Source organism: Limnomicrobium aquaticum, from assembly GCF_040545545.1.
GTDB classification, from domain to species: Bacteria; Pseudomonadota; Alphaproteobacteria; order Rhizobiales; family Rhizobiaceae; genus Ensifer_A; species Ensifer_A aquaticum.
Window position 1 is genome coordinate 514607 of sequence record NZ_JBEPMB010000001.1, and the last position, 25715, is coordinate 540321.

Annotated in this window: 28 protein-coding genes; 12 read left to right on the top strand and 16 right to left on the bottom strand. The window is 61.1% G+C overall.

All coding sequences use genetic code 11. The annotated features are described in order from the left end of the window. Positions 1–135 precede the first annotated feature (135 nt). The 4 genes from ABID16_RS02530 to ABID16_RS02545 all read left to right on the top strand — a co-directional run bounded on the left by ABID16_RS02530 (position 136) and on the right by ABID16_RS02545 (position 4605). Complete coding sequence (locus tag ABID16_RS02530; RefSeq protein ID WP_354554777.1) at positions 136–2313, top strand: methyl-accepting chemotaxis protein; 2178 nt, start codon at positions 136–138, stop codon at positions 2311–2313. Positions 2314–2436: 123 nt separating this feature from the next. Then, positions 2437–3642 (top strand): chromate efflux transporter, encoded by a 1206-nt coding sequence (gene chrA / locus ABID16_RS02535; RefSeq protein ID WP_354554778.1) that lies wholly within the window; start codon positions 2437–2439, stop codon positions 3640–3642. A 66-nt stretch (positions 3643–3708) separates the two neighbouring features. Continuing rightward, positions 3709–4161: a MarR family winged helix-turn-helix transcriptional regulator gene (locus ABID16_RS02540; RefSeq protein ID WP_354554779.1), complete on the top strand. Its 453-nt coding sequence runs from the start codon at positions 3709–3711 to the stop codon at positions 4159–4161. A 42-nt stretch (positions 4162–4203) separates the two neighbouring features. After that, positions 4204–4605, top strand: coding sequence for a DUF1398 domain-containing protein (locus ABID16_RS02545; protein ID WP_354554780.1), 402 nt, complete (start codon positions 4204–4206; stop codon positions 4603–4605). 4 nt (positions 4606–4609) lie between these two features. Here the strand turns inward: ABID16_RS02545 and ABID16_RS02550 are convergent, their stop codons facing one another. Both ABID16_RS02550 and ABID16_RS02555 read right to left on the bottom strand, forming a co-directional pair. Next, positions 4610–5614, bottom strand: a complete 1005-nt coding sequence (locus ABID16_RS02550; RefSeq protein WP_354554781.1) for an inorganic phosphate transporter — start codon at positions 5612–5614, stop codon at positions 4610–4612. Beyond that, a complete protein-coding gene (locus tag ABID16_RS02555) occupies positions 5614–6258 on the bottom strand; it encodes a DUF47 family protein (protein ID WP_354554782.1) in 645 nt (214 codons plus the stop codon). Before ABID16_RS02555 ends, ABID16_RS02550 begins: the two co-directional genes overlap by 1 nt. Before the next feature lie 122 nt (positions 6259–6380). Here ABID16_RS02555 and ABID16_RS02560 point away from each other — a divergent pair, with 122 nt between their 5' ends. Beyond that, on the top strand, positions 6381–6908 hold the full coding sequence (locus ABID16_RS02560) for an NUDIX hydrolase (protein WP_354554783.1): 528 nt from the start codon (positions 6381–6383) through the stop codon (positions 6906–6908). A 40-nt stretch (positions 6909–6948) separates the two neighbouring features. Here the strand turns inward: ABID16_RS02560 and ABID16_RS02565 are convergent, their stop codons facing one another. Then, positions 6949–7797 (bottom strand): helix-turn-helix transcriptional regulator, encoded by an 849-nt coding sequence (locus ABID16_RS02565; RefSeq protein ID WP_354554784.1) that lies wholly within the window; start codon positions 7795–7797, stop codon positions 6949–6951. 100 nt (positions 7798–7897) lie between these two features. Here ABID16_RS02565 and ABID16_RS02570 point away from each other — a divergent pair, with 100 nt between their 5' ends. After that, positions 7898–8785, top strand: coding sequence for an SDR family oxidoreductase (locus ABID16_RS02570; protein ID WP_354554785.1), 888 nt, complete (start codon positions 7898–7900; stop codon positions 8783–8785). A 97-nt stretch (positions 8786–8882) separates the two neighbouring features. On the opposite strand, the gene ABID16_RS02575 is transcribed toward ABID16_RS02570, so the two are convergent. Then, the gene (locus ABID16_RS02575) at positions 8883–9524 is read right to left on the bottom strand and encodes a glutathione S-transferase family protein (RefSeq protein ID WP_354554786.1); all 642 of its coding nucleotides are present in this window, start codon (positions 9522–9524) and stop codon (positions 8883–8885) included. A 14-nt stretch (positions 9525–9538) separates the two neighbouring features. Then, positions 9539–10012 (bottom strand): VOC family protein, encoded by a 474-nt coding sequence (locus ABID16_RS02580; RefSeq protein WP_354554787.1) that lies wholly within the window; start codon positions 10010–10012, stop codon positions 9539–9541. A gap of 179 nt (positions 10013–10191) precedes the next feature. On the opposite strand from ABID16_RS02580, the gene ABID16_RS02585 reads away from it, so the two are divergent. Both ABID16_RS02585 and ABID16_RS02590 read left to right on the top strand, forming a co-directional pair. Next, positions 10192–11139 (top strand): DUF8453 domain-containing protein, encoded by a 948-nt coding sequence (locus ABID16_RS02585; protein WP_354554788.1) that lies wholly within the window; start codon positions 10192–10194, stop codon positions 11137–11139. 131 nt (positions 11140–11270) lie between these two features. Further along, positions 11271–11870, top strand: a complete 600-nt coding sequence (locus tag ABID16_RS02590; RefSeq protein WP_354554789.1) for a LysE family translocator — start codon at positions 11271–11273, stop codon at positions 11868–11870. 7 nt (positions 11871–11877) lie between these two features. On the opposite strand, the gene ABID16_RS02595 is transcribed toward ABID16_RS02590, so the two are convergent. The 5 genes from ABID16_RS02595 to ABID16_RS02615 all read right to left on the bottom strand — a co-directional run bounded on the left by ABID16_RS02595 (position 11878) and on the right by ABID16_RS02615 (position 15437). Continuing rightward, a complete protein-coding gene (locus ABID16_RS02595; RefSeq protein WP_354554790.1) occupies positions 11878–12648 on the bottom strand; it encodes an anti-sigma factor family protein in 771 nt (256 codons plus the stop codon). Continuing rightward, positions 12645–13211 (bottom strand): RNA polymerase sigma factor, encoded by a 567-nt coding sequence (locus tag ABID16_RS02600; RefSeq protein WP_435532348.1) that lies wholly within the window; start codon positions 13209–13211, stop codon positions 12645–12647. Before ABID16_RS02600 ends, ABID16_RS02595 begins: the two co-directional genes overlap by 4 nt. Further along, the gene (locus ABID16_RS02605) at positions 13195–13566 is read right to left on the bottom strand and encodes a COG4315 family predicted lipoprotein (protein WP_354554792.1); all 372 of its coding nucleotides are present in this window, start codon (positions 13564–13566) and stop codon (positions 13195–13197) included. The genes ABID16_RS02600 and ABID16_RS02605 overlap by 17 nt, the downstream gene beginning before the upstream one ends. A 105-nt stretch (positions 13567–13671) precedes the next feature. Further along, positions 13672–14160 carry a DUF2269 family protein gene (locus ABID16_RS02610; RefSeq protein ID WP_354554793.1) on the bottom strand — a complete coding sequence of 163 codons (489 nt, stop codon included), beginning with the start codon at positions 14158–14160 and terminating at the stop codon, positions 13672–13674. Then, on the bottom strand, positions 14160–15437 hold the full coding sequence (locus ABID16_RS02615; RefSeq protein ID WP_354554794.1) for an SDR family oxidoreductase: 1278 nt from the start codon (positions 15435–15437) through the stop codon (positions 14160–14162). Before ABID16_RS02615 ends, ABID16_RS02610 begins: the two co-directional genes overlap by 1 nt. Before the next feature lie 128 nt (positions 15438–15565). On the opposite strand from ABID16_RS02615, the gene ABID16_RS02620 reads away from it, so the two are divergent. Further along, positions 15566–16693 carry an ATP-dependent DNA helicase gene (locus ABID16_RS02620; RefSeq protein ID WP_109857302.1) on the top strand — a complete coding sequence of 376 codons (1128 nt, stop codon included), beginning with the start codon at positions 15566–15568 and terminating at the stop codon, positions 16691–16693. Here ABID16_RS02620 and ABID16_RS02625 read toward each other — a convergent pair whose 3' ends face one another. Beyond that, on the bottom strand, positions 16694–17392 hold the full coding sequence (locus tag ABID16_RS02625; RefSeq protein WP_435532349.1) for a MerR family transcriptional regulator: 699 nt from the start codon (positions 17390–17392) through the stop codon (positions 16694–16696). A 400-nt stretch (positions 17393–17792) separates the two neighbouring features. On the opposite strand from ABID16_RS02625, the gene ABID16_RS02630 reads away from it, so the two are divergent. Next, entirely contained in the window at positions 17793–18545 is a 753-nt protein-coding gene (locus tag ABID16_RS02630) for a pyridoxine 5'-phosphate synthase (protein WP_354554796.1), read from the top strand. A gap of 82 nt (positions 18546–18627) precedes the next feature. Here ABID16_RS02630 and ABID16_RS02635 read toward each other — a convergent pair whose 3' ends face one another. After that, complete coding sequence (locus tag ABID16_RS02635; protein ID WP_354554797.1) at positions 18628–20142, bottom strand: bifunctional metallophosphatase/5'-nucleotidase; 1515 nt, start codon at positions 20140–20142, stop codon at positions 18628–18630. Positions 20143–20334: 192 nt separating this feature from the next. Beyond that, entirely contained in the window at positions 20335–21054 is a 720-nt protein-coding gene (locus tag ABID16_RS02640) for an aspartate/glutamate racemase family protein (protein ID WP_354554798.1), read from the bottom strand. A 172-nt stretch (positions 21055–21226) separates the two neighbouring features. Between ABID16_RS02640 and ABID16_RS02645 the strand changes: the two genes are divergently transcribed. Further along, positions 21227–21691 (top strand): Lrp/AsnC family transcriptional regulator, encoded by a 465-nt coding sequence (locus ABID16_RS02645; RefSeq protein WP_354554799.1) that lies wholly within the window; start codon positions 21227–21229, stop codon positions 21689–21691. 34 nt (positions 21692–21725) lie between these two features. Here ABID16_RS02645 and ABID16_RS02650 read toward each other — a convergent pair whose 3' ends face one another. From ABID16_RS02650 to ABID16_RS02660, 3 genes are all read right to left on the bottom strand, one after another. Next, positions 21726–23315, bottom strand: a complete 1590-nt coding sequence (locus ABID16_RS02650; RefSeq protein WP_354554800.1) for a GGDEF domain-containing protein — start codon at positions 23313–23315, stop codon at positions 21726–21728. 162 nt (positions 23316–23477) lie between these two features. Then, positions 23478–23849: a DUF4087 domain-containing protein gene (locus ABID16_RS02655; protein WP_354554801.1), complete on the bottom strand. Its 372-nt coding sequence runs from the start codon at positions 23847–23849 to the stop codon at positions 23478–23480. 69 nt (positions 23850–23918) lie between these two features. Next, positions 23919–24863 (bottom strand): bifunctional helix-turn-helix transcriptional regulator/GNAT family N-acetyltransferase, encoded by a 945-nt coding sequence (locus ABID16_RS02660; protein WP_354554802.1) that lies wholly within the window; start codon positions 24861–24863, stop codon positions 23919–23921. Between the two features lie 154 nt (positions 24864–25017). Between ABID16_RS02660 and ABID16_RS02665 the strand changes: the two genes are divergently transcribed. Then, a complete protein-coding gene (locus ABID16_RS02665) occupies positions 25018–25686 on the top strand; it encodes a TetR/AcrR family transcriptional regulator (protein ID WP_354554803.1) in 669 nt (222 codons plus the stop codon). Positions 25687–25715: the final 29 nt, after the last annotated feature.

Genomic DNA, 25715 nt, shown 5'->3' on the forward strand with positions numbered 1-25715 from the left:
TCGCCCGACCCTTAAAAATTGACAGATGTCAGTCCTGATGAGGCCTCGTTCTGCGATTTTTAACCAAATCGGATTAAGTGAATATTCAACTAATGCCGTGTCTCTCGGGACGGTGCGCATTCTGGAGGGATATTCATGCAAAAGACTCTGGCCGTGAAACTTCTCGGCGTCAGTGCAGCAGCGATCTTCATCTGTCTTGTCGGGACATTTGCCGTCGTCATCTCGCAGGTTCGAACGCGAGTCGAAGACATGACGCTGGATCAGGCGAGGAAGGACGCGAAGGCCACTGCGGCAAGCGTTGCCTCCGAACTCAACAACCTCGCAGGTGCCGTCAAATTCACCGCCGGTGCAGCAGAGAGGTCTGATCTCACGCGCGCCGAAATCACGGCGATGCTGCCGGCGCTGGTGGAGAAGTTCAATCTTGTCTTCGGGTCGTGGATGACCGAGCAGGACAAGGGCTTCGACGGCAAGCAGGTCGCGGGTCCGAGCGAGGTTGACGGCACCAACAAGGCGGGCATTTTCACCCCCTACTGGACGCGCGCCGACAACGGCTTGCAGCTGATCCTGCCTGACAATATCGACTACAGCCTGAGCTATTTCAGCCTCGCGGCCAAGACGCGTGCGGGGGCTGCCACCGAGCCCTATGTCGAGGAAACCGCGGGCGGCAAGCTGATGATGAGCATCGCCTATCCGGTTATCGCCAAGGACAAGCTGCGCGGCGTGCTTGGCGTGGACGTCGGGCTCGACGCGCTGGCCGGCGCACTGAGCAAGGAACGACCGTTCGAGACGGGCCGTGTCTATCTTCTGTCGGGGCAGGGCGCCTGGCTTGCCGCACCCGATGCCAAGCAGATCATGAAGCCCTATGCTTTCGAGGATAACGATGCCGCCCGGCAGGGCGCGCTGAAGGGTGAAGCGCAGGTTCTCGGCGGGGTCATCGGCGCCGATGGCCTGCCGGTGATCCGTGTCGTCTATCCGTTCGATCTGCCCGGTCTCAATGCGCGCTGGATCGTCGTTGAAGATGTGCCGCAGGCCGTCGTGTCCGCAGCCGTGCGTCAGCAGACCATGGTTCTGGTGATCGGCGGGATCGTCATCATGGCGGCCGTGATGCTCGTGCTCTGGCTTGCCGTTCGCCAGCTGATCCAGCGTCCGGTCGGCACGCTGCTGCAGGATGTCAGCCGCATGGCGCGGGGCGATTTCGACACCGAGGTTGGCAACCGTCAGCGCAGCGACGAGGTCGGCGAACTGGCCGTCTCGCTCGAAGCCTTTCGCCACAAGCTGGCCGAAGGGCGCTCGCTGGAGGCGGTCGCCCGCGAACAGCGCGTTGCCGCCGAAGAGCAGCGGAACATGACCGAGGCCGAGCGTCAGGCGGTTTCCGAGACCCAGCGTCAGGTCGTGGCATCGCTTGCCAAGGCGCTCAAGCATCTGTCGGACGGCAATCTCGCCCATCGTATTTCCGAGCGTTTTCCGGGTTCCTACGAGGAACTCCGCGACCACTACAACTCCGCCATCGACAGCCTGGAGCAGACGGTCATCCGGCTGAACGGGACCGTCGAGACGCTGACGAACGGGACGCGCGAGATCAATCACAGTTCCGATCTTCTCTCGCGCCGCACCGAGCAGCAGGCGGCAAGCCTGGAGGAATCGACAGCGGCGCTGGGCGAAATTTCCAGTAAGCTGCATGAAAGCGCCGACAATGCGCGACAGGCGGCGGCCAAGGTCAAGGGTGCCCGCGACGAGGCCGATGCGTCGGGCGTGGTTGTCCAACAGGCGATTTCGGCGATGGAAGATATTGAGGACAGCTCCCGCAAGGTCAGCCAGATCATCGGTGTGATCGACGAGATCGCTTTCCAGACAAATCTTCTGGCGCTGAACGCCGGCGTCGAGGCGGCGCGTGCCGGCGAGGCAGGCAAGGGCTTTGCTGTTGTTGCCATGGAAGTCCGCGAACTGGCTCAGCGCTCCGCCACGGCCGCCAAGGACATCAAGGCGCTGATTTCGGCCTCGAATTCGCAGGTCGGCCAGGGCGTTGATCTCGTCAGCCGGACGGGGACCGCGCTCGGGCGTATTGCCGATCAGGTTCAGGCCATCGATCATCTCATGCAGCAGATTTCCAGAGCTGCCGACGAGCAGGCGAACGGTCTTCGCGAAATCAGCAGTGCCGTCAATCAGATGGACCAGATGACACAGCAGAATGCCGCCATGGTCGAAGAAACGACGGCTGCCTCTTCGGTGCTGTCCGATGAAGCGGCGAACCTGCGCGTCATGGTCTCGCAATTCGTCGTCGGCAGCGGTCAACAGGCACGCCGCGTCGCCTGAGAACTGCGCCACTCGGCGCTTGCCGATCGGTCTGAAGCTGGATAGCTTGCCCACGCCTGCCCGCCTTTGAAGCGGGCAGGCGTTTCTTGTTTTGCAGGCGGCCGTTTGGCTGAAGGGTGTTGAATGGACGCAAGACAGGGCAGGCCTGTTGCCCGCGCGGGCGAGGTTTTCACCACCTTTCTCAAGCTCGGCCTGACCTCCTTCGGCGGGCCGATCGCGCATCTTGGCTATTTCCGCGATGAACTGGTTCTGCGCCGGCGGTGGATCGATGAAGCGCGCTATGCGGAGATCGTTGCGCTCTGTCAGTTTCTGCCGGGGCCGGCCTCGAGCCAGGTCGGGTTTTGCCTCGGCCTTTTGCGTGGCGGGCCGCTGGGGGCGCTGGCCGCCTGGACGGCGTTCACGCTGCCGTCGGCCATTCTACTTGTTCTCTTTGCCTATGGGGCTGCGTCCGCCGGTGGACCGGTGGAGACGGGTATCCTGCATGGGCTGAAGCTCGTCGCCGTCGCAGTTGTGGCGCAGGCGGTCTACGGCATGGCGAAGACCCTGACGCCGGACAGGCAACGCGCGGGCATTGCGCTTGCCGCAGTGCTGATCGTGACCTTTCTGGCGAGTGCTTTCGGGCAGGTGATTGCGATTGCATTGGGGGCGGCTGGCGGGCTTCTGCTCTGCCGGCAGGCAGGGATGGCGACGGTCGGGCATCTTTCCGTGCCGATTTCGCGGCGGTTCGGAGCTGGCTGCCTTGTCGTCTTCTTCGCGCTGCTGATCGCCGCACCGCTCTGGGCGGCGGTGAGCGGATCTGCGGATGTCATTCTCTTCGATGCCTTCTACCGCTCCGGCGCGCTGGTTTTCGGCGGCGGGCATGTTGTGCTGCCGCTGCTCAAAGCCGAGATCGTCGACAAGGGCTGGCTCTCCAACGATGTGTTTCTGGCCGGCTATGGCGCGGCGCAGGCCGTGCCGGGACCGCTCTTCACCTTCGCCGCCTATCTGGGCGCCGCCATCGGGCAGATGACGGGAGATTTGGCCAGCGCTGCTGTGGCAGTCATCGCGATCTTCCTGCCGGGTCTCCTGCTGGTGACAGGTGCGCTGCCCTTCTGGGAAAGCGTGCGCCGGCGCGAGGATGCTCAAGCCGCGATGCGCGGGGCAAATGCCGCTGTGGTGGGCATTCTGGGCGCGGCGCTCTACAATCCGGTCTGGACGAGTGCGGTGCTGTCGCCAGCCGACTTCGCTTTTGTGCTGGCCGGCTTTCTCGGACTCACGATGTGGAAACTGCCGCCCTGGGTCGTGGTGATTGCGCTGCCCCTGGCCGCTCTGGGGATCGGTTTCCTCTGATCTCCGAAATCTTATTGACTAGGAAACTAAACCCATATAGTTTCCTAGTCAACAAATGAGGTTCCGATGTCCGGTGTTTCCGATCTGACCGCCCATACGGGTTACTGGATGCGCATGATCTCCAATGCCGTGTCCCAGGATTTTGCCCGCCGGGTGGCGGGCGAGGGTGTGACGGTGGCCGAATGGGTCTTCCTGCGGGCGCTTTACGATGAGCCATCGCTCTCGCCCACGCTGCTGGCTGAGAAGATGGGCATGACCAAGGGCGCGATCAGCAAGCTTGCCGAGCGGCTGATCGAGAAGGGCCTCGTCACCCGCGCTGAGGATGAGAAGGATCGCCGCGCGCATCATCTGGCGCTTGCGGCGGAGGGCAGGGCGAAGGTGCCGCAGCTTGCCGCACTTGCCGATGCCAATGACGCCGAGGCCTTCGGGGTTCTCTCGGCGGAGGAACGCGCCGAACTCGATCGGCTGCTGAAGGCGCTGGCCGAGCGGCGAGGGCTCTCCTCGGTCCCCACCGATTGAGCCTTTTCACAATTCCACATCACACCAGAACAGGAGACCGCCATGGACGCGGAGCATATTGCTATTGCCAAGACCTGCCTTGAAGCCGCCCATGACGGAAGCCTGAGCTTCCCCGAAATCGTCGGACGCCTGATCGGCGCGGGCTTCGAGGGCTACACAGTCGATTATCGCGCCAACTGCCAGACCTATTATCTGCCATCCGGCGACCAGGTGACCCTGCCGATGCCGGTCTCGCCGGGCGCGGTCGAGGCCGCCTTCGACGCGGAGGGCGTCGAGCGCATGGTGCGCTGGGCGCAATCGGGCGCTGCCGATTATACCTATGCCGGCTTTTCAGAAGGCGCGAAGAAAGCCGGCTGTGCCGGCTATCTCGTCTCTTTCTCCGGTCGCCGCGTCGTCTATTTCGGTCGCACGGCGGAGACGCATGTGGAGCATTTTCCGAGCTAGGTGATTATCCGACCAGCCCCGCCACCCAATAGCTCACAGCCGCAATCACGCCGGCGGCGGGCATGGTGACGATCCAGGCAATCACGATGTTGCCGGCCAGACCCCAGCGCACGGCGGAGACGCGGCGGGCAGCGCCGACGCCGACGATGGCGCCGGTGATGGTGTGTGTGGTCGAGACGGGGATGCCGAGCCATGTGGCGCCGAAGAGGGTGAGTGCGCCGCCGGTTTCGGCGCAGAAGCCCTGCATGGGGTTCAGCCGCGTGATCTTGGAGCCCATCGTGTGGACGATACGCCAGCCACCGAAAAGCGTTCCGAGCGCCATGGCGGACTGGCAGGAGAGCACCACCCAGAGCGGCACGTAGAAGGTCGAGCCCAGATGCCCCTGGCTGAAGAGCAGGATGGCGATGATGCCCATCGTCTTCTGCGCGTCGTTACCGCCATGGCCCAGCGAATAGAGCGAGGCGGAGACGAATTGCATGTAGCGGAAAGTCTTGTCGACAGCGAACGGCGTCTGGCGCACGAAGATCCATGAGACGAGCAGAATGAGGACCAGCGCCAGCAGGAAGCCGATGGCCGGCGACAGGAAGATGGCTGCGATCGTCTTGTTCAGCCCGCCCCAGACGACGGCGTGGAAGCCCGCCTTGGCCCAGCCAGCGCCAACGAGGCCGCCGACGAGTGCATGTGACGAACTCGACGGGATGCCGAAGACCCAGGTGACGATATTCCAGACGATGGCGCCCATCAGCGCCGCGAAGATCAACTGCGGCGTCACGATGCCGGGATCGATGATGCCGGTTCCGAGCGTGTTGGCGACATGCAGGCCGAAGAACAGAAAGGCGATGAAATTGAAGAAGGCCGCCCAGGCGACCGCATATTGCGGGCGCAGAACGCGGGTGGAGACAATCGTCGCAATCGAGTTTGCCGCGTCATGCAGGCCGTTCAGAAAGTCGAAGAACAGCGCGACCGAGATGAGGGCGACGAGCGGCAGGAGGGCGAGCGAGGCGTCCATCAGACATTCTCGATCAGGATGCCGCTGATCTCGTTGGCGACATCCTCGAAGCGGTCGAAGATCTTTTCGAGATTGCCGTATAGCTCGCTGCCGACCATATAGGCCATCGCGTTGCCGGTCGCGCCGTGGCGGCGATAGAGGTCTTTCAGGCCCTGTTCGTGCAACTCGTCGGAGCGGCCCTCGACGCGCGTCACTTCCTCGGCGATGGTGGAGAGGCGGTGGGCGTTCGCGCCCATCTTGTCGAGAAGCGGAACAGCCTCGGCAATGAGATGTGCGGCCTTGACGATGCCCTGACCCATCTCCTGCATCAGCGGATCGAAGCTTGTCTGCTCGAAGAGGCGGATGGTCTTCACCGTCTTGTGCATCATGTCGACGGCGTCATCCATGGACTGGATCAGATCCTTGATGTCGCCACGATCGAAAGGCGTGATGAAGCTGCGGCGCACGGCCAGCAGCACTTCGCGGGTGATGTCGTCTGCGTCGTTTTCGAGCGCGACGATGCGGGCACAATTGCCTTCGACATCCTCGCCCTTCAGCAGCCGTTCGAGTGCCTCGGCCGCGCCGACCACGGTCTTGGAGTGCCGGACGAACATGTCGAAGAACTTGTCTTCCCTTGGCATCAGCTTGCGGAACAAACCCATCATGGTCGCGGCCCTTCCTTTGAGCGTCTTGAAGTCGACGCATGTTTGTGATCACTGTCACAAAACTGTCATATATCCCCGCAGGCAATTGCTCCAAAAACCAAATTTTGACAATCTCGGTTCTGATGAAATCAAAGAAAAAGGCTGAAAAGCCACAGGCAAAGCCATCTGGGCCGGCGCAATCCCTCTTGCAGCAGCTCGCCAAGCGACCGGAGACGCTTTTCAGCGGCTCCTTTCGCCAGCAGACGGCTGCACTCTGTTTCCGCTACAAGGACGGTGGCGCGGAAATCGAGGTCCTGATCATCACCTCGCGCGGCAGCCGCAACTGGATCATCCCCAAGGGCTGGCCGGTGAAGAAGAAGACGCTGGCCGAATCCGCCGCCATCGAGGCTTTCGAGGAGGCGGGCGTTCGCGGCAAGGTGCTGGAACGGGCCATTGGACGTTACACTTATCTGAAGGAACTCGACGGCGGTGAGGTCGTTCCCTGCATCGTCGATGTCTTCCAGATCGAGGCCGAGACCCTGCATGAGCGCTTCAAGGAACTTGGCCAGCGGGTGATTGCGTGGGTGAGTCCTGTCGAGGCGGCGCGGCGGGTGCGCGAGATAGAATTAAAATCGCTGCTGATCGATTTCAAGCCGCGAGCGGCTGAATAGGCTCGGTTTGAACGTTCCGCGCGCGATGTTCTTGGCAAAATCAGGCTGCTTCCATGGCTGTTACGGGCGCCTCGTGCACCATCGTCCTGATACGCTCCCCGACGTCCCGATCCACCGGGTTGTAGACGACCATGTCGAGATCGGGCCGGCCATCGACCGCGAAGCTGGAATATTCGAGCTCAACGTCGCCGAGGATCGGATGGCGGATGCGTTTGAAGCCCTGCATATCCGCAATCACCTCGTTCTGGCGCCAGAGGGAGGCAAATTCCGGGCTGATGCGGGATAGCTCCTCCACCAGTTCGCCCACTTCCGAGGCCGCACCAGCGCGGATCGCATGGGCGCGGAACGAGCCTACGGCGAAGCGTGCAAGACCTTCCCAATCGTATTGATGCTTGCGGATTTCCGGATTGCCAAACAGGAAGCGCAGCACGTTGCGCTCGTTCGGCGGCAGCTTGGCGTAGTCGGTCATCACGAGCGTTGCGGCGCGATTCCAGCCCACAATCTGCCACGTCGCGGTCTTGATCATGGCGGGGCTGGTTTCGAACCGGTCGAGCACCCTTTGCAAGCGTGGGGCGATGCCATCGACCGAAGAGGTGTAGCGCACCTCCGGCAGGCGACCGAGCGCGAGCATGTACATGTGATCGCGTTCGGGTTCGGTCAGCATGAGCGCCTTGGCGATGCGGTTCAGCACATCGGCAGAGGGTGCGCCGCCACGGCCCTGTTCCAGCCATGTGTACCAGGTCGTGCTGATATTGGCGCGCTGGGCAACTTCCTCGCGGCGCAGGCCCGGCGTCCGCCGGCGGCCGGCGAAGCCGAGGGCGGCGGGATTGAGGCGGGTGCGGCGGTCCTTGAGGAAGGTTGCGAGCGAGGTTTGTCCGGCGTCGGGCATGGTGAATCCGATTAGCTATTATACCATGATAATGTCACTACTTTACCAGCATAAAGGCCAGCCGCATAGAAGGCTTCTCTCAAACGAAGGAGAAGGCAAAATGCGTATTTTTCTGACCGGTGCGACCGGCTTCATCGGCTCGGCCGTCATTCCGGAGCTTCTGGCGGCTGGGCACACTGTTGTTGGCGTAACGCGCTCCGACGAAGGGGCCGTGGCGCTTGAAAAGGCTGGCGTGACGCCGTTTCGTGGAACGCTGGAGAAGCCTGATGGCTTGAGCGCGGGGGCTATTGCTGCGGATGCGGTGATGCATCTGGCCTTCGACCATGATTTCTCCCGCTTCGTTGAAAATTGCGAGAAGGATCGGCGGGTGGTTGCTGCGCTGGGCGCGGCGCTGGAGGGTTCGAACAGGCCGCTGCTAATTACATCCGGAACGGGGCTCGGCAGCGGCCATCATGGTGAGATTGCCCGCGAGGATGTGACGAATTTCGATCACCCCAACCCGCGCGTTGCCTCCGAACAGGCGGCGGAAGCGCTGCTGGCCCGTGGTGTCAATGTTTCGGTCGTGCGCCTGCCGCAGGTTCACGACACGCGGCGGCAGGGGCTGATTGCGCCGCTGATCGAGATCGCCCGTGAGAAGGGCGTCTCGGGCTATGTGGGCGAGGGGGCAAACCGCTGGCCTGCCGGTCATCTCTCCGATGTCGCCCGGCTCTATCGGCTGGCGATCGAGCGGGCGGAGCGGGGCGCGCGCTATCATGCGGTCGGCGAGGAAGGCATCAGCGCGAAAGCCATTGCGGAGGCCTTGGGGCGCGGGATGAATCTGCCGGTTGCCTCGATCACGCCGGACAAGGCGGCGGAGCATTTCGGCTGGATGGGTGCATTTGCAGGCCTGGATTTTCCGGCGTCGAGCGTGATCACGCGGGAAAAGCTGGGATGGACGCCGACTGGACCATCGCTCCTTGTCGATCTGGATGCGGCGCATTACGGCTGAGTTCTCGAATGCGGCCGAGTTCAACAAGAAAGGTCGGGCTGATTTCGGCCCGACCCAAAGCCTTAAGACCTGCGACCGTCTGGCAGGGCTCCGGAATTCAATCCGCCGCCGCGAAATGTGCCAGCTGATCCGCATGCGCCTTGATGAAGGCGGGGCGGGCGGTGGCGCGGGTGACATAGGCCTTGCAGGCGGGGTACTCGGCGAGCTTGCCGAAGCGGTCCATAAGGCGGAGCACGTCCGCCATCAGGATATCGGCGACTGTGAAACGCGTGGCCACGAGCCATTCGTGCTCCGACAATACCGCTTCCATGCGCTTCAGCCGCAGATCGACGAAATTGTCGAAGAACGGCCATGCGGGGTTGTCGCCGTCGAAGCCGCTGAACTTCATGATCGACCAGGGCTGCGTGGCCGCCTCGACGGAGGCGAGCGCGGCAAAGAGCCATTCGCGCACTTCACTGCGGCCCCTGGTATCTCCCGGCATCAGCGCCTCGCTCTTTTCGGCGACGTGGAGCAGCATGGCGCCGCTTTCGAAGATCGAGAGTTCGCCATCCGTCAGCCAGGGAATCTGGCCGAAGGGCTGGTGCGCGATGTGATCAGGCCCTCGCTCCTTGAAGGACACGGAGGCGACGCGATAGGGCAGACCGGCCTCTTCCAGCGCCCAGCGAAGGCGCAGATCGCGAACAAAGCCGCGGGGCGGTTCAGGGACCCAGTCATAGGTGTAGAGAACGATTTCCTGCATTTGGGTTCCTCCGTTCAGCCGGCGGCGGCGCGTTCGAGGCCGGCGATGTCGATCTTGCTCATCTTGAGCATCGCCTGAGTCACGCGTTTGGCCGTTTCAGGGTCCGGACCCATCATCAACCCGCCAAGGCGCTTGGCCGAGATCTGCCAGGAGAGACCCCAGCGGTCGCGCAGCCAGCCGCAGGGCTCGTAGGAGCCGCCTTCGCCCAGCTTCTCCCACAGATGGTCGATCTGGGCCTGATCGTCGCAGGACACGAGAATGGAGAAGGAATGGTTGAAGCTGTCGAGCGGGCCGGCTTCAATGGCCATGTAACGCTGGTCGCCGAGATGGAAGCCGGCAATCTGGACGCTGCCGGCGGGACCGGATGGCGTGTCGCCGGGGATGGGCGTGATCCACTCGATCGCTGAGCCGGGGATCAGGCCGACATAGGTCGAAAGCGCCTCGCGCATGCCCTTTTCGAACCACAGATGTTGGGTGACGGTGGTCATAGTATCTCTCCTCCTTGTGTTTATAGGTTGATATAAACGTAATTGTGCGGCGTGTCTATCGTGTGCCAGCGGAGTGCTAACGTCCGAAGTTAGGTTCACTAAGCGCATTTAAAGGCTTCTTCAACTTCCGCGAGAGTGCTAGATGTGTGAATGAAATTAACATTATTGGATTAGTCCAGATGTCGTGGCGCCATTTGTTTTTCTCGGCCGTATGCTGCCTTTTCTTAGTAGCGTTTACGTCGCGTGGGGCAATCTCAGCATCTGAGAGTCAGTCAGGCATTGTTCTGGAGATTCCATTTCCGCCTTTCTCGCGTGCGTCTAGCGCAGAGATCGTCGGTCACGCTCCTTGTCGGGAGAACGAGGATAATCGTAGTTCCGATTTGTGTGCTCAATGGAAGGCCGCAGATGCTGCGAAGGCCTCCGTAGATTGGGCAAGAAGATCTTATTTCGTCAGCATAGGTGGGACGCTCATCGGGTTTCTCACGTTGGTTGCGGCGGCAGCTGCTGCGGTATTTGCTAAAAAAGCAGCCGATGAAACCAAAAGAAGTGCCGATGCTGCGCACGATTCAGTTGCAGAAACCCGTCGTATAGGAGAAGCGCAGGTCAGAGCCTATCTCGCTCTTGATCCCCAAGCCTTCGGTAGTCCAGCGTCAGCCTATACTAAGCATGTAATCGACGTAAAAATCCGTAATACAGGTCAAACGCCGGCCAAGAACATCACAATTCAAATGAATGTTTTCGTCCTTTCTAAGGTTTACGAGCTTGGTACAGATCACACGATTGAGATTAATTACGGCAATGTCCCTCACTCTGATATTCACGTAGGCGGCAACTCCGAACAGATTACACACATTCTGGTCGGCCCGTTTCCTGAACAAGAACGTAAACTTATCGCCGACTATGATACACACAGGTTATTTCTGATAGGAAAAGTCGAATATGTTGACGTTTTTAATTGTCGACACATTACCAATCTCATGGCGACTTACGAAAAGACCGGAAAGTTCGTACCACAAAAAATTAGGGTAATCAGCGGTCCGAACGCCGGGAGTAAAGTAGACCATCCGACCGAGCGAGATGAACAATGGGACTGGAAGTTTACTCCGTCGTGCAACGCGTCCACTTAGGCGAAAATCCGAGATTTGGTCGAATTCTGTGATGCTAGAAGTATCGATCCAATCTTGTCACCCTCACAATGAAGACATTGCCGCCTTCGGAAAAATAGGTCAGTACTGCTGACATAAAATTCGGAGGTAACATGTCCTATCAAACGTTTCTGGCGCTGCTTGTTTTTGCCTTCTCATCTTCGGTCACACCTGGGCCGAACAATATGATGTTGCTGACCTCGGGCGTGAATTTCGGGTTCCGGCGGACGATCCCGCATATTCTGGGGATCGAAGTGGGCTTCGCGCTGTTGATCCTGGCCGTGGGGCTGGGGCTTGGGGCGCTGTTTTCGGCGGAGCCGCGGCTTTACCTCGTGCTGAAGGTTCTGGGCGGCGGGTATTTGTTATGGATCGCTTGGCATATCGCCACGACGCGCAGTCTCGCCGAGGCGAAGGGCGATGCGGAGGCGCGGCCCATGACTTTGATGCAAGCCGCACTGTTTCAGGCGGTCAATCCCAAGGCCTGGGTCATGGCGGGCGGGGCGGTTGCGGCCTATCAGGCGCCCGATGCGTACATTCGCGATTCATTCCTCATTGTCTTCGCCTTCATGGCTGTCGGCATTTTCTGCACGTCCGCATGGGCCGGTTTTGGCACGGGGTTGAAAGGCTGGCTCGCCGACCCGCGTCGGCTCAGGGTGTTCAACATCACCATGGCTGTGCTGCTGGTCTTAAGCCTCTGGCCGATGCTGAGGTGAGGAGACTTCAGGCCGGCTGGAATTGCCGATAGCAGAGATCGGCGACAGCGCGCAGCGCCTCCCGGCTGACCTCGCCGCTGACCGCATAGGCAAGACCGTTATCCATCCAGTATAGCGTTTCCACCGAGCCCTCGGAGGCGAACTGAAAGGCTGTTTCGGACTTTTTCGCTGTCCGGCCGAGAAGCAGGGTGAGGCGCTTGCCGCTCTGGTCCTCGTACATCAGAAGCGCGCCGGCAACGCCATCGACCGGCACGAGACGACCGCCCACCAGTTTGTACCCTGTCGAGGCGAGATCAGGGGCGACGATCTTCTCGCCCAGACGCTTGCCGAGCCAGGCGACGAGGTGGTCCTTCTCTCCCGCCCAGACTTCCACTGGATGGCGGACCTCTCGGGCGTAGATCGTGTAGGCGTCGCTCGCCTGTTCGAAGATCGGCGTGGCAGTTGCCGTGCTGCCGAGCAGCGAGGGAAGGCCAAGGCCGGTTGCCGTGCCGAGCGCGAAGAGCAGGACGGCAGCGGCGGCGCGCATCGGCAGCCGGTCGATTAGAGACCTCTGCGGCGGCGTCTTCAGGCGGGCGGCATCGTCGGGTTGCGTTCTGGCATAGGGTGCGAACATATCCCTGATCGTCTCGTTTTGGCTCCGCCATGCGGCGACGCGGGTGGCGTCTTCCGGACGCTGGGCAAGCCAGGCCTCGACACGCGCCACCTCTTCCGCTGCCATTTGGCCGTCGGCATAGGCATGGAGGTCATTTTCGGTCACGGGGTTGAGAGCGTCGTTCATTCGCTTCTCCGCATGGGTATGACATTATCGGTATCGAGAAAGCGGGCGATCTGCGCGCGGGCGCGGGCAAGGCGCGACATCACGGTGCCTTCGGGGATTTGCAAGAGGTTCGCCACCTCGCGATAGCTCATGCTTTCGACAACGACCAGCATCAGCACAGCGCGGAAATCCGGCGCGAGACTGTCGATCGCTGCGGCGAGCCGGCGCTGTTCCAGCGGGTCGCCGGGTGGGGGCAGGGCCGAGGCAATGGTTTCCGCCTCTTCGAGCGGCAGGCTGCGGCGGCGGGCGGCGCGCAGCGTCTCGTTGCGGTAAAGATTGGTCATGATCGAAAAGGCCCAGCCCTTGAGGCTGCCGCCCGACCATTGGCCGCGCTTGACCAGTGCCCGTTCCAGACTGTCCTGCAGCAGATCTTCGCCATCGGCATCGGAACGGGTGAGCGACCGCGCGTAGCGGCGCAGCGACGGCATGAGGTCCAGCATGCCGCGCTCGAAGCTTGGGGCTCCCGCATCACCGGAGCCCCTTTCATTGTGCAGGCCCTTGTTTGGCTCAGGGCTTCGCGACATCCCAGACGCCCTTCACGCCATCGCCGGTCGTGTCGCCCTTCTTGGTGTCCTTAACCCAGAAATAGAGCGGCATGCCATCCTTGGCCCATTGCTTGCCGCCGTCCTTGCGGTCGACGATCGAATAGGCGCCTTCGGCCTTCGCGCCGGCGGCTGCCATATAGGGCGGCCAGTTCTGCGCGCAGGCTTCGTAGCAGTTGGACACGCCCTTCTTGTCGTTCTTGAAGGTGTAAAGCGTCATGCCGTTCTCGCCCGCCAGAACCTCACCCTTGTCCGTCTTCACGGTGGTTGTCGGCTGAGCATAGGCGATGGAGGCGCCGGCGGTAAAGAGAAGCGTCAGGATCAGTCTCGTCTTCATGGTGTTCTCCCAGGGTTCAGGTCCTCGCGAGCCGTCTCGAGGCTGCGGACGGGAGTAAGACAATTCAGCGGTGGGGTTTATTCCCGGCATTTGAAAAAAGTTCGGTTAGAATAATCGGCCGAGATCCGGCTTGGTCAGCATCAGCCAGATGATGGCCAAAACGGCTGCAAAGGCCGGGAAGCCGCAGGCGAACCAGATTCGGTAGAGGCGGTGGTAAGGCGCGGGTAGGGCGGTCTTTTCGACGGCTGCCTGCCTGGCGAGATTGCGCATCTGCATCTGGAAACGGACAACCGGCAGCCAGAATATCCCGGCGATGACGTAAAGGACGAGCGAATAGAAGATCCAGCCTTCGCCGAGAGGCCAGCCGGTGCGCAGTGCTAGTGCCACGCCGGTCATGGGCTGCAGGACGACGGCGGTCGCAGTGAAGAGGAAATCTGCCAGCACGACGCTGGAGGCGACATGGGCAATCAGCGTCGCGTTGCGCGTCCCGTTCGCGATGACCATGAAGAAGGCGATGCCGGCACCTGTGCCGAGAAGTACGGTGGCACCGATGACATGCAGGAAGAGGAGGATTGAATCGAGGTCGATTTCCATCAGCGTTCATCCAGAATGGCGAGGGCCGCAAGCGTCAGCACCAGAGAAGGCAGGGTCTTGACCATGGGCCCGAGCGGGTCGAGCCAGAGCGCGGGTTCCGCGACGATGGAGCCGGCGAGATAGCCGAAGGTGACGCCGATCATGCCCCAGAGCGCGAGGCGGGTCTTGGGGCGATAGAGCACGGCGAGACCAAGGGCGATATCCATGAGACAGGTCAACAAGGTGAGGGCCAGCGCTGCCGTTTGGCCCATAAAAGGCGCGAAATGACCTGCAGCGCGCAAAGGATCGAGAAGCGGCACGATCCCCGAGACGAGCCAGAAGGCCGAAAGGCAGAAGAAGATCAGTGGCTTCAGCAAATAGAGCCGTGCGAACCACAGGTCCTGAACGCCTGCCGGGTTGCGGGCGAGGAAGTCGGATGCGGGTTCGGGCGGGAAGGGCGGCTCGTCTTCGCCAGAACCGACGCCATGACGCATGACCTGCATGGCGGTGGATCGCAGAGGCGAGCGCCAGCCGAGCCAGCCCAGGGCATCGGCGATCGCCGACACTGGTGCTGCCGCGAAGGCCGGAAGGTTGATGACCGGGGCGGGCGGCAGGCCGAGCCAAGCGCGATGCTCGGCCACGGTTGTGGCCAATGTTCCGCCGTGCTGCCCAAGCGTCAGGTCGGAGCCGTTGCGAATGTCTCCCGAAATAGCCAGCGAAACAGCTTTGGCAACGTCATCCAGCGTCACCGTTGAAACCGGGCTTTCAGCGTGGACCAGCGGGTGCACCATGGGAAGCGCTGCAAGCGCCCGCAGGAGCGCCGTGCCGCCAAAGGCGTTGCGACCGATGACAAGGGCAGGACGCAGGATGACACATGGCAATCCGCTGGCGGCCAGTGCCTCATCGGCTGCCCGTTTGGTGGCGAGGAATTCGGTTTCGCCCGAGGGTCCGGCCGTGTCTGCGGAAATCTGGACGATCAGCTTGATGCCGGCGGCCTTGGCAGCAGCATGGAGGGCGAGCTGCGCGCGGGTCTGCACGTTCCTCAGATTGTCGCTCGGGCCGTCCTGCAGCGCGCCGGCGCAATTGACGACCACATCCTGACCTCGCAGCAGGTTCTGCCAGCTTTCGGCGGACAGAAGCTGGCCGAGGTCGGCGCGCACCCAGGAAATCTGCGGCATGCGGGCGGCAAGGCGCGCGGTGTCGCGGCCAAGGCCGGTGACTGCGTGGCCTTCGGCAGCTAGCTTTGCGGCGATATGCGAACCGATGAAGCCGGTTGCGCCCAGAATCAGGATGTTCATGATGCAACCCTATGTCGGTGCGGGGCACAAACCAAGCGCGGCTGATGATCGCGCCTTGCTTCGGCGCATTGTTGCCGGCCACGTTTTGTTCTTGCCTTCCTGCCTCGAATCCTGCCATGCCGGGTCCCATGGAATTTGCACCGCAACAGGATGAGGCCCTGAAGGCCGTTTCGCGCTGGCTGAAAGAGGGCCGGTCGCCACTTTTTCGACTGTTTGGCTATGCCGGCACGGGCAAGACGACGCTGGCGCGGCATTTTGCCGAGCATGTGGACGGCGATGTTCTCTTTGCCGCCTTTACCGGCAAGGCCGCGCAGGTGCTGCGCTCCAAGGGTGCTTCGAATGCCAAGACCATCCATTCGCTGATCTATCGTCCGCGCGGCGAGGAGGCGGTGGAGGACGAGGAGACGGGCAAGACCTCGATTGCGCCTATGTTCGCCATCAACCGCCAGAGCCCGGTTGCCAAGGCTGCCCTCATTATCGTCGACGAATGTTCGATGGTGGACGAGGCGCTGGGGCGCGATCTGATGAGCTTCGGAACGCCCATTCTCGTCCTCGGCGATCCCGGCCAGCTGCCGCCGGTGACGGGTGGTGGCTATTTCACCGATGCGGAGCCGGACTATCTGCTGACCGACATCCACCGACAGGCGCGCGACAACCCAATCATCGAACTTGCCATGCATGTGCGCGAGGGCAAGGAGATCATGCAGGGCGACTGGGGCACGGCGCAGGTGATTTCGCGCAACGAGGTGACGCAGGATCTGGTGCTGGAGGCCGATCAGGTTCTCGTCGGCACCAACAAGACGCGGCGGCGCTATAATCAGCGGCTGCGCGAATTGAAAGGCTTCACGGCCGATTATCCGCAGGCCGGCGACAAGCTGGTGTGTCTTCGCAATGATCCCGCCAAGGGCCTGCTCAACGGATCGCTCTGGCAGGTGATGAGTTCGTCGCGCGAAACGGTGAAGCCGGGGATCAATCTTCTGGTCAAGCCGGAAGACGACGACATGGATCGCGGTGCGGCCAAGATTAAACTGCTGAAAGCCGCGTTCGAGGATATCGAGACGGAAATTCCGTGGCAGACGCGCAAGCGCTATGACGAGTTCGACTACGGCTACGCGCTGACCGTGCATAAGTCTCAAGGGTCGCAGTGGAACAATGTCGTGCTGTTCGACGAGAGCTGGGCGTTCCGCGATACGCGGGAGCGCTGGCTCTATACCGCGATCACGCGGGCGGCCGAGCGGCTGACCATTGTCAGATGATCATTTGATGATGCCCAGCAGCACGGCTTTTGCGACTGCCTGAAAGCGGTTGTTCGCGCCGAACTTGCGGATGATGGAATTTTCCAGAGCCGCAATCTCGGCAAGGCCGAGGCCGAGTGCGCGGGAGAGGCGGGCAGGCGCATAGCCTTCCGACATCAGCGCGAGGCAGTGCAGTTCGCGCGGCTCGAAGTCCGACGCTTCGAAATTGTCGTTGGCATTGTCGGGTATGCCCGCCGCCTGCTCGATCAGGTCATTGATGCGGTGCATCTGGCGAAGCATGGTGGATTGCTCGGCCATGAGTTCGCGGCGGCGTGTCTCAAGGGCCTGAAGGAAGAGGTTATCTGCATCTTCCTGGCTATGCGCGCGGTCAAGCGCCTCCATCATTTCCTGGATGACGGCGACCGGCATGCCGATTTCGCGGCAGGCGTTGATGATCGCCATGCGCGCGGCCTGCTTGCGGTCGTAGACGCGCATGAGGCCGTTGCGGCTGGCCGCTATCAGGTTCTTCTCTTCGTAGAAATGGAGCGTGCGGTGGGTTACGCCGAAAGCGTTTGCCATTTCGGCAATGCCGATGCCGTGTGCAGGAAGGCTTGCCGGCAATTCGATATCGGGTAAAAAGCCAATCCGATCAACGGGTTTCGCAACGGGTTTACCCGGGGCAGCCGGGCTCCGCACTGTTTCTTTTCTGCCGTCTGACATGAATGTTCCCGCTTTCAGTCAGTCGTTGCCAGAGACCGGCAAATGTTTCGAATATCGAAATACTTGGTATGGAGTCGCCATATTTTATTCCAAATATATTTCCATAATCGTCACATCGCCGTCTCAAGCGACATCAGGTCCCGCCATCTCGCAGCCTGAGAATAACTATCTCGACCCTTTGCGCAATGCGCGGAGGGAGTGTTCTGTGCCTTGCGGACCTGCATTTCACGTAATAACCGAAAACCGTGTAATTCCGGCAAAACGATCCGAATTGCCATTTGGCAGCACGGAAGCATGAATCCGCGAGATGGGTCATCAATCGATTGCGTCTGGCGCGGAAATTCGCAGTCCGATATGGTCCGCCTCGGATTTTCGTTGTGATTGAATGGATGAAATGCCCATGACTGCCAAGCTTTCGGTGAACCTGAATGCCATCGCAATGCTGCGAAACCGCCGCGATCTGCCGTGGCCAAGCGTCACCGGGGTGGGGCGACTGGCCCTTGAGGCCGGAGCGCATGGTCTGACGGTCCACCCACGTCCCGACCAGCGGCACATCCGCTTCGGTGACGTGCCGGCGCTTCGTGCGCTGATCGATGACGAGTTTCCGAAGGCCGAGTTCAATATCGAAGGCTATCCGACCGATGATTTTCTCGAGCTTGTCGAAAAGCATCAGCCGGAGCAGGTGACACTGGTGCCCGATGACCCAAGTCAGGCGACGTCCGACCATGGCTGGGACTTTCGCGCAAACCGGGACCGGCTGACGACGGTCTGCCGTCGTCTGAAGGACGGTGGGTTCCGGGTGTCGCTGTTTGCCGATGGCGTACCGGATCGCCAGGCGCTGAAGATCGCCCGCGACGTGGGTGCCGATCGCATCGAGCTCTATACGGGGCCTTACGGCGGTTGTTTCGACGATCCCGCCACGGCTGAGAAGATTGCCGGCGAACTCGGCCAAACGGCAGCCCTGGCCGCCGAACTCGGCCTCGGTGTCAATGCCGGTCACGATCTGACGGTCGATAACCTGCCGCTTCTGGCCCGGCATATACCCATGCTGGCGGAAGTCTCCATCGGTCATGGATTGACGGCGGATGCGCTGGTCTACGGCATGGCCGAGACGGTGCGGCGCTATCGCCGTGCCTGCGGCGAGGCGATCTGATCTTCGTCCACGCACATCGTCAAAACAAAGAAGCCGCCGAAGTTGCCTTCGGCGGCTTCCCTGTGTTTTGCGTTAGCTGCGCTTACTGCTTGAAGGTGATGCGGCCTTCGACGCCGGTCTTCACCGTGCCGACCTTGCGGATGTAGACCATCACGTCATTGGCCATCAGCTTGCCGTTGTTGGCATCGACCAGCACCTTGCCACCGGTAAAGGCCGTGTAGCCGTCGCCGCCGGTCAGCATGTAGTCGTTCGTCGCGATCTTGTACGTTGCGGCCGGGTCAAGCGGCTTGTCGGCGATGGTAACGGAGACCACGCGCTTGCCCTTCGGCGCCTTCGCATCGGCGACGATCTTCATGCCGGAGACCTGCGGGAAGCGGCCCGCGCCATCCTCGATCTGCGAGAAACCGTTTTCCAGGCCGTCGAGGATCTGCTTGCCGGTCAGTTCCACCAGGACCGTCTTGTTGCCAAACGGCAGCTCGCTCAGCACATCCTTGCGGGTGACGTCGATATTGGCGGCATATTGCTTGTCGCCGCGTATGCCGCCTCCATTGATGATCGTGGCGTCCGCGCCGGTTGCTTCCTTCAGCGCGTCGGCGATCAGGTTGCCCATGGTCGTTTCCTGCGTGCGGACCATGTTGCGGCGGCTGTCGAGGGCGACTTCCGACTTGCCGACGGATACATCAAGCTCCTTGGAGAGTTCCTGCTTGAACTCATCTACCTTGGCCTGCGTTTCCGGGTCAGGCTTGACGGTTGCCGTGTCGATGAAGCGGAAGAGCGGTTCCCAGGTGACCTTGCGCTTGCCTTCTTTTTCCTCGACCGTGACATTCAGATCGAGCGGGATCATGTAGTTGGCGTCTATGGACGTGTCGATATAGGCGGTGATGCCGTTATACTGCATCACGATGTCGTGGTCGTCGCCCGAAAGGATCACGTCGAACGCCTTGGAGGCGAGCATCAGCTGGTCCTGGGAATGCGGCGTCTGCACCACTCCGACGACCAGATCGGCGCCGTCCTTGCGGGCTTTCTTGGCCGCCGTCACCGCAGTCTCGATGCTCGATTCGAACTTCCAGTCGTCCGTTGTTGCGACTTCCGGCGAGGTATCCTGCGCGACAGGGATCAGGGCGATCTTCACGCCGGCGACGTCCTTCATCGTCACGCCACCCAGGCCCTCGATCGGCTTGCCATCGGCAGCGGTGATGTTGATGGCCGCCCAGGGATATTTCGAGGCCTTCATCTTGGCGAGGAAGTTCTGCGTGCCGAAGTCGAATTCGTGGTTGCCGGGAACGGCCAGATCGAAGGGCACAATATTCGTCAGGTCGATCATGTTCTGGCCCTTGTCGAGGCCGGACAGCAGCGAGGGCGAAAGCATGTCGCCGTCAAACACATAGACCGTGTTCGGGTTGGCAGCCTTTTCGGCCTTGGCGACCGCGTTCATGCGGGCGAGCCCCCCACGCGTCTTTCCGCCGTCGAAATTGTAGACGTCACCGACGCCCAGGAAGGTGATCTTGACCGTCTCGGCCCGAGCGGCCGTCAGGGCTGCCGAACAGAGTATCGTTGCGCCCAGGAATGCGCCAGCCAGCTTGGAAAATCGTCTCATCGTCAATCACCTCCAGATCATGTTTCGATCGGTCCGCGCCACGAACAGGATGCAGGCCGGATGCGGACAGGGCCGCATTACTCCAGCATTATGACGCCGGCGCAACAGCTTTTTTCCAGACGGTCAAAGGCGCGGCACGAAAAAGGCCGCCGGGCGTGCCGGCGGCCTTCCGAGATTTCCGGTGGTCGGTTTTCAGGCTGCTTCGACCATCTCGGCGCGCATTCCAGCGAGCGAGAACTCGACGGCTGCTGCAGCATGGATTGCGGTCGAGTCGAAGGTCGGGAGCGGGCTCATCGACGGTTCGATCAGCATGCAGATTTCCGTGCAGCCGAGGATGACGCTGTCGGCGCCGGCATCATGGGCCTTCTCGATGATTTCGATGACACGCTTGCGCGAGGCATCCGAGATGTGACCGGCGCAGAGTTCGTTGAAGATCACGTCGTGCATGATGACACGGCCGAGATGATCGGGAGTCACCAGCGAGAGACCATGGCGTGCCATGCGCTCGGCATAGAAGCCGTCTTCCATCGTGTAGCGGGTGGCCAGCAACAGAGGCTTCTTCGCGTGCTTGGCCTTCAGCGCGTCGGCGGTCACGTCGATGATATTGATAAGCGGAATATGAATGTGGCGGGCGACTTCGTCGGCGACCTTGTGCATGGTGTTGGTGGCGATCAGGATGCAGCCGGCGCCTGCCTTTTCGAGATTGGCAGCGGACTTCGCCAGACGCTCGGCGGCTTCTGCCCAGTCGCCGGCCTTCTGCAGGGCGACGATCTCGGCGAAGTTGACGGAATGAACCAGCATGTCGGCCGAAGAAAGACCGCCGAGTTCGGTTCGGACCTGCTCGTTGATCATCCGGTAGTAAATTGCGGTGCTTTCAAAGCTCATGCCGCCGATGACGCCGATCTTCTTCATCTTAAGTCCCTCAAATTGCGCGTTTGCGTAGGATGGTGCAAATATGCCCGAGGCGCAGGGCGAATTGTTTGCAAAGATTTTGCGATTCGGTTGAAACCGTGCAATTATTTTCGGTGCTGCTATTACAGCGCGCAACCCCGGTGCGCCTTGATCTGGCTCAAGGAGGCGAATGATGCTCGACGATCGCGACAGGAAGATATTGCGGCTTTTGCAGGAGGATGCCGGGTTGTCGGTGGCGGCCATTGCAGATGAGGTCAGCCTGTCGATCTCTGCCTGTTCACGGCGCATTCAGCGGCTTGAGGAGGGGGGCTATGTCGCTCGCCGGGTCGCCGTCCTGGATCGCCGCAAGATGGGCGTACCGACAACGGTCTTTGCGCTGATCAAGACCGCGACGCATAATGACGGCTGGATTGACGAATTTCGGCGGGTGATTTCCGCCATTCCCGAGATTGTCGAGGCGCATCGGGTGACCGGTTCCGTCGATTACATCCTGAAAATCGTTCTCCCAAGCGCAGAGCATTACGATACGGTCTACAAGCAGATTGTTCGGCAGATATCTCTGTTCGATGTGTCCGCATCGATCTCGATGGAAATCCTGAAATCAGGTCTTGCGCTGCCGGTCAATTACGCCGAATGACCGACGGTCGCCTCTGATCCCGCAAGGGAGCACGTCACGAGGCGATGTGCAGATGGCTGCTTTTGTCGCGCCAGACGACATCACGATTCCTGCCGGCGACTTTTGCTTCGTACAGCGCAACGTCGGCCGCCTTCGAACAGTCGCCCAGCGACTGGCCGTCGCGCGGGAAGACGGCGACGCCGCAGGAGAATGTCAGCTGGAAGCCGGGGGTCAGCCTTGCGCCTTCCTCGGCCAGCAAGCAGCGCCAGGTTTGCGTCAGTGAGAGCATTTCGGTTTCGCTGATGCCGGGTATGGCGATCAGAAATTCTTCACCACCGAAGCGGAACGCGCAGCCTTCCGGGGGCATTCTGTTTCGCAATATCTCAGCGAAGGCGATGAGGACATTGTCTCCCGCGTCATGGCCGAAGCGATCGTTCACCTGCTTGAAATGGTCAAGATCGATCAGCGCGAAGGCGAGGGGCTGGGCCGGCCCGTGTGTGTCGATGCAATCGGGTATGATCTTGCTGGCATGGCGACGATTGTAGAGGCCGGTCAAATGGTCTCTGGCGGCTTCCTCCACCAGCTTTTTCTGCAGCGCGAGGTTTTCGTTGAGGCGAACCACCAGGTCGCGCGAGGCGGCCGCCAACTGCTGCTGGGCGGCTTCGCGTGCGGTGACGTCGCGCAGCACGACCATGATCGAGCCGTCGCGGCCCCATTTCTCCAGCCGCTGTACAGATACCTCATACGTCGTCTGCGTTTCGCCGATCGTCAACAGGGGGGCGGCTGCATGATTGTCACGGTCCAGCCATGCCCGCAGCGGATGGCCGGGCGGGAGGATGGTGCCGACGGAGCCTTCCGCCAGTCCGGGCAAGGTCCAGGCCGCAGGGTTGGCCTCCAGAACACGCGCGTCGCCATCGACCACGATCACGGGATCGGGCAAAACGTTGAAGATGACGTCGCGTGCGATGGGCGGGGCGACGAAAAGTTTCCCATGCTCCTGCATCATCAGCATGGCCAGCGAGGTGAGGCTGAAGGCAAAGGGTGTCGGATCGTCGTTGAAGATGCGGAATTCAAAGAAGACGAAAGCGAAATTGGCGACCCATGGCAGAAGCATGGCCGCGACAAGACCCAGGAGTTGACGGCGGTGGATCGCCTGTGACAGCTGCAGGCGGCTTGCGGCGGTGACACATGCCCAGATCATGAAGACGTAAGTGACCGTCAGCAGGATATGAAAAAGCCAGCCATGAGAGAATGTCGGGCGCTGGACATTGACGATGCCCGTGTAGAGAGCGTGATGCCGGTCATTGGTGAGCGCCGCAAGGCCGGCCAGGGCGGAATAGCATGCAATTGCCACAAGGGCCTGCAATGTTCCCAGCCTGCGAAAGCCCGAATAACTCAGGATGCCGGCGGCCCAGAACATCGGCGCCCCGACGATGCCGAACCAGGCCAGTTCGCTGAACATCACCTTGTCCGGCAAGCTGGTTGCGCCGAAGCGAAGCAGCACCATCGCCGTCCACCAGAGAGCACACACGACAGCAAGAATGAACGCATGCTTGCCCGGTGCACGAGGCGACCGGAATGCGGCTGCGCAGGCGATCAAACCGAGCGCGAGCATCACTGCGAGCAGGAGGGTTGCTGTTGTCAAACGAGTGCCTCAATCGATCTGTTCCGACACGCGAGGCCGACCTCGGGTGCCAAACAACGGGACTGGCTTACTCCCAAATCTATAAGGAAGTTTTTCAACTTGTCTCACAATATTAGAAAGACCTGTTTCATTTTGAAGCGATCGGTTTTCAGTGTGTTGAAATCAGTTCGGAGACGGCAGGTTCGGATCCCTGGCGCATTTGGAGATGCGCGACTGACGGAAACTGAAAACCTCGAGAATGCGCATGCTGGACGGGTCGTCGCGCACCTGCATGCAGCCGCAGGCATAGCCATGCGCGCCATTCGTGGCTACGTAATCGCCGGCGCTGATATCGCCGATGAGGTCCATGCCCACGGCCTCTTCGTCGCTGCCCTCCGTGGCCAGCGTCCAGTCTCCATCGCCGTCGGAAAGATACCAGTTGCCGGGTGTTGGATTGGAAACCCAGCCACAGCGCGTCAATGGTCCGCCGGCGAATGTCTCGGTGGAGATCAGGCAGGTGGCAGCGATAAACCCGGAAATCAGCAGCGTCTTCATGAAAAATCCTCGCAAGCCGCGCGATGTCTGCGCGGATGGACAATTTTCGATCACAAAGTCGCTGGCCGATCAAGACGCTGCAATGCTGTTCCCAGAAAGGTTGAGTTCCCAGGTTTCGCCGATTAGCTGCGGCCCGAACATCGTATGCGCCGCCCGGTCCGTCACCGTGAAGCCTTTTCGCGCATACAGGCTGCGGGCGGCCGTGAGGTTATCATTGGTCCAGAGACTGATCTTCCGATAGCCGACGGAGATGGCGAAGGCGATGCATTCATCAACAAGCCGGCTGCCGAGGCCCAGACACCGCGCGGCCTCGTCCACATAGAGCAGGCGCAGCTTGCCGACCTGCTCGCCTCCATCTGCCAGAACGATGGAGCCGATACGCGCGCCGTCGCGTTCGGCGATCCAGACGCGCTCGCGCGCGGCGTTGAAGTCGGCCAGCAAGCTGCCGGCGAGCCCGGCGACCATGGACTCGAAACGGTCGTTCCAGCCGTATTCGCGCACATAGAACGCAGCCTGAGATTCGACGATCCAGCCCATGTCGCCGGCCCGATGACCTCTCAGCGTGTAAGCGGACTTGTTCCGGTCCCTCGGTGAAAGATAGCGCTCGACCGTGTTCAGTGCCGTTTCAAGAGCCGCCGCTTCCGCGGCTGACAGGCCGTCAAGCATCGCTCCCACTTCGTTGCGCGAAAGGGCGGTGAGACGTTCCGCCTCCTTCATTCCGGAAGCCGTCAGCGCGAGCAGCCTGCTGCGACGGTCGTCCGGGTCAGGGCTTGCTTCGAGGAGACCGTCGCTTGCGAAACGGGAGACGATCCGGCTGAGATAGGCCGGGTCGATGGACAAGTCGCGGACCAGATCGGCCGCTCGGGTCTTTTCGCGCGTGTGGAGTTCGAAGATCACCCGCGCGTCGCTCAATGTATAGTTCGTTCCGAGATAGGTCGGACCAACGACACCGAGGCGGGCGGTGTAGAAGCGGCTGAACGCACGAACGGCGTCTGTCGTTCTCACTGAAGGCATCTGGGTCTCCGGTGGAGTCTGTTAGAGGAATGTTTCGAGCGTGATCTAATTAGTGGACTGAGTCAAATAAATTGCTGGCGTTGTGCGGCTCTGATTTTTTCCTTGAAATCCTCACAAAGCTCATCTAGAGAAGAACCGTACCGTACGGTACTAGATGAGGTTGGACATGAGCAAGCCGGAGCAGGACCAGTTTTCCCCGCGCCAGAGCGCCGTTCTGGAAGAGGCATTGCGCCTTCTTGTCGAGGGTGGCGAGAAGGCTTTGACGACGGCCGGCGTGGCGCGTGCAGCCAATTGCTCCAAGGAAAGCCTCTATAAGTGGTTTGGCGACCGCGACGGACTGCTGGCCGCGATGATCGCCTATCAGGCGTCCAAGGTCCGCACCTATGAGCCTACCGGCAGCAAGCTGACGCGTGAGGAACTGCGCGCGCATTTGCTGACCTTCATTCGCGATCTGGACGAAGTTCTGTCGGGTGAGGTGTCGCTGGCGCTCAACCGCCTTTCGATTGGGCAGGCGGGTGCTGGCGGCGGCAAGCTCGGGCGGCTGATGCTGGAGCGCGGGCGGGGGCCGATCGGCAAGCGCGCGATGGCGCTGCTGGAAGCCGGACGGCGTTCGGGACTTCTCGATTTTTCCGATGGCGGCGAGGCCTACGAGACATTATACGGTCTGGCCGTCAGCGATCTTCATGTGCGCATGTTGCTGGGCGTTTCCCCGGAGACGGCGCGCAAGGAACTCGGGTCCAGGGCGGAGCGGGCGATTGACGCCTTCCTGCGCCTTTACGGAGCCGCGAACAAATGGGAAGAGCCGCGCATCAGGCATGCGTGAATTCTTGCCGCAACAGACAGACGCATTCA

Coding starts and splice junctions, on each gene's coding strand:
- ABID16_RS02540 (WP_354554779.1), top strand. CDS start 3,709: ATGTCCGGTGTTTCCGATCTGACCGCCCATACGGGTTACTGGATGCGC.
- ABID16_RS02600 (WP_435532348.1), bottom strand. CDS start 13,211: ATGTCGCGAAGCCCTGAGCCAAACAAGGGCCTGCACAATGAAAGGGGC.
- ABID16_RS02595 (WP_354554790.1), bottom strand. CDS start 12,648: ATGAACGACGCTCTCAACCCCGTGACCGAAAATGACCTCCATGCCTAT.
- ABID16_RS02640 (WP_354554798.1), bottom strand. CDS start 21,054: ATGAAGAAGATCGGCGTCATCGGCGGCATGAGCTTTGAAAGCACCGCA.
- ABID16_RS02630 (WP_354554796.1), top strand. CDS start 17,793: ATGACTGCCAAGCTTTCGGTGAACCTGAATGCCATCGCAATGCTGCGA.
- ABID16_RS02585 (WP_354554788.1), top strand. CDS start 10,192: ATGTCGTGGCGCCATTTGTTTTTCTCGGCCGTATGCTGCCTTTTCTTA.
- ABID16_RS02575 (WP_354554786.1), bottom strand. CDS start 9,524: ATGCAGGAAATCGTTCTCTACACCTATGACTGGGTCCCTGAACCGCCC.
- ABID16_RS02580 (WP_354554787.1), bottom strand. CDS start 10,012: ATGACCACCGTCACCCAACATCTGTGGTTCGAAAAGGGCATGCGCGAG.
- ABID16_RS02605 (WP_354554792.1), bottom strand. CDS start 13,566: ATGAAGACGAGACTGATCCTGACGCTTCTCTTTACCGCCGGCGCCTCC.
- ABID16_RS02570 (WP_354554785.1), top strand. CDS start 7,898: ATGCGTATTTTTCTGACCGGTGCGACCGGCTTCATCGGCTCGGCCGTC.
- ABID16_RS02645 (WP_354554799.1), top strand. CDS start 21,227: ATGCTCGACGATCGCGACAGGAAGATATTGCGGCTTTTGCAGGAGGAT.
- ABID16_RS02565 (WP_354554784.1), bottom strand. CDS start 7,797: ATGCCCGACGCCGGACAAACCTCGCTCGCAACCTTCCTCAAGGACCGC.
- ABID16_RS02550 (WP_354554781.1), bottom strand. CDS start 5,614: ATGGACGCCTCGCTCGCCCTCCTGCCGCTCGTCGCCCTCATCTCGGTC.
- ABID16_RS02610 (WP_354554793.1), bottom strand. CDS start 14,160: ATGGAAATCGACCTCGATTCAATCCTCCTCTTCCTGCATGTCATCGGT.
- ABID16_RS02660 (WP_354554802.1), bottom strand. CDS start 24,863: ATGCCTTCAGTGAGAACGACAGACGCCGTTCGTGCGTTCAGCCGCTTC.
- ABID16_RS02530 (WP_354554777.1), top strand. CDS start 136: ATGCAAAAGACTCTGGCCGTGAAACTTCTCGGCGTCAGTGCAGCAGCG.
- ABID16_RS02555 (WP_354554782.1), bottom strand. CDS start 6,258: ATGATGGGTTTGTTCCGCAAGCTGATGCCAAGGGAAGACAAGTTCTTC.
- ABID16_RS02655 (WP_354554801.1), bottom strand. CDS start 23,849: ATGAAGACGCTGCTGATTTCCGGGTTTATCGCTGCCACCTGCCTGATC.
- ABID16_RS02590 (WP_354554789.1), top strand. CDS start 11,271: ATGTCCTATCAAACGTTTCTGGCGCTGCTTGTTTTTGCCTTCTCATCT.
- chrA (WP_354554778.1), top strand. CDS start 2,437: ATGGACGCAAGACAGGGCAGGCCTGTTGCCCGCGCGGGCGAGGTTTTC.
- ABID16_RS02665 (WP_354554803.1), top strand. CDS start 25,018: ATGAGGTTGGACATGAGCAAGCCGGAGCAGGACCAGTTTTCCCCGCGC.
- ABID16_RS02545 (WP_354554780.1), top strand. CDS start 4,204: ATGGACGCGGAGCATATTGCTATTGCCAAGACCTGCCTTGAAGCCGCC.
- ABID16_RS02625 (WP_435532349.1), bottom strand. CDS start 17,392: ATGTCAGACGGCAGAAAAGAAACAGTGCGGAGCCCGGCTGCCCCGGGT.
- ABID16_RS02615 (WP_354554794.1), bottom strand. CDS start 15,437: ATGAACATCCTGATTCTGGGCGCAACCGGCTTCATCGGTTCGCATATC.
- ABID16_RS02560 (WP_354554783.1), top strand. CDS start 6,381: ATGAAATCAAAGAAAAAGGCTGAAAAGCCACAGGCAAAGCCATCTGGG.
- ABID16_RS02635 (WP_354554797.1), bottom strand. CDS start 20,142: ATGAGACGATTTTCCAAGCTGGCTGGCGCATTCCTGGGCGCAACGATA.
- ABID16_RS02620 (WP_109857302.1), top strand. CDS start 15,566: ATGGAATTTGCACCGCAACAGGATGAGGCCCTGAAGGCCGTTTCGCGC.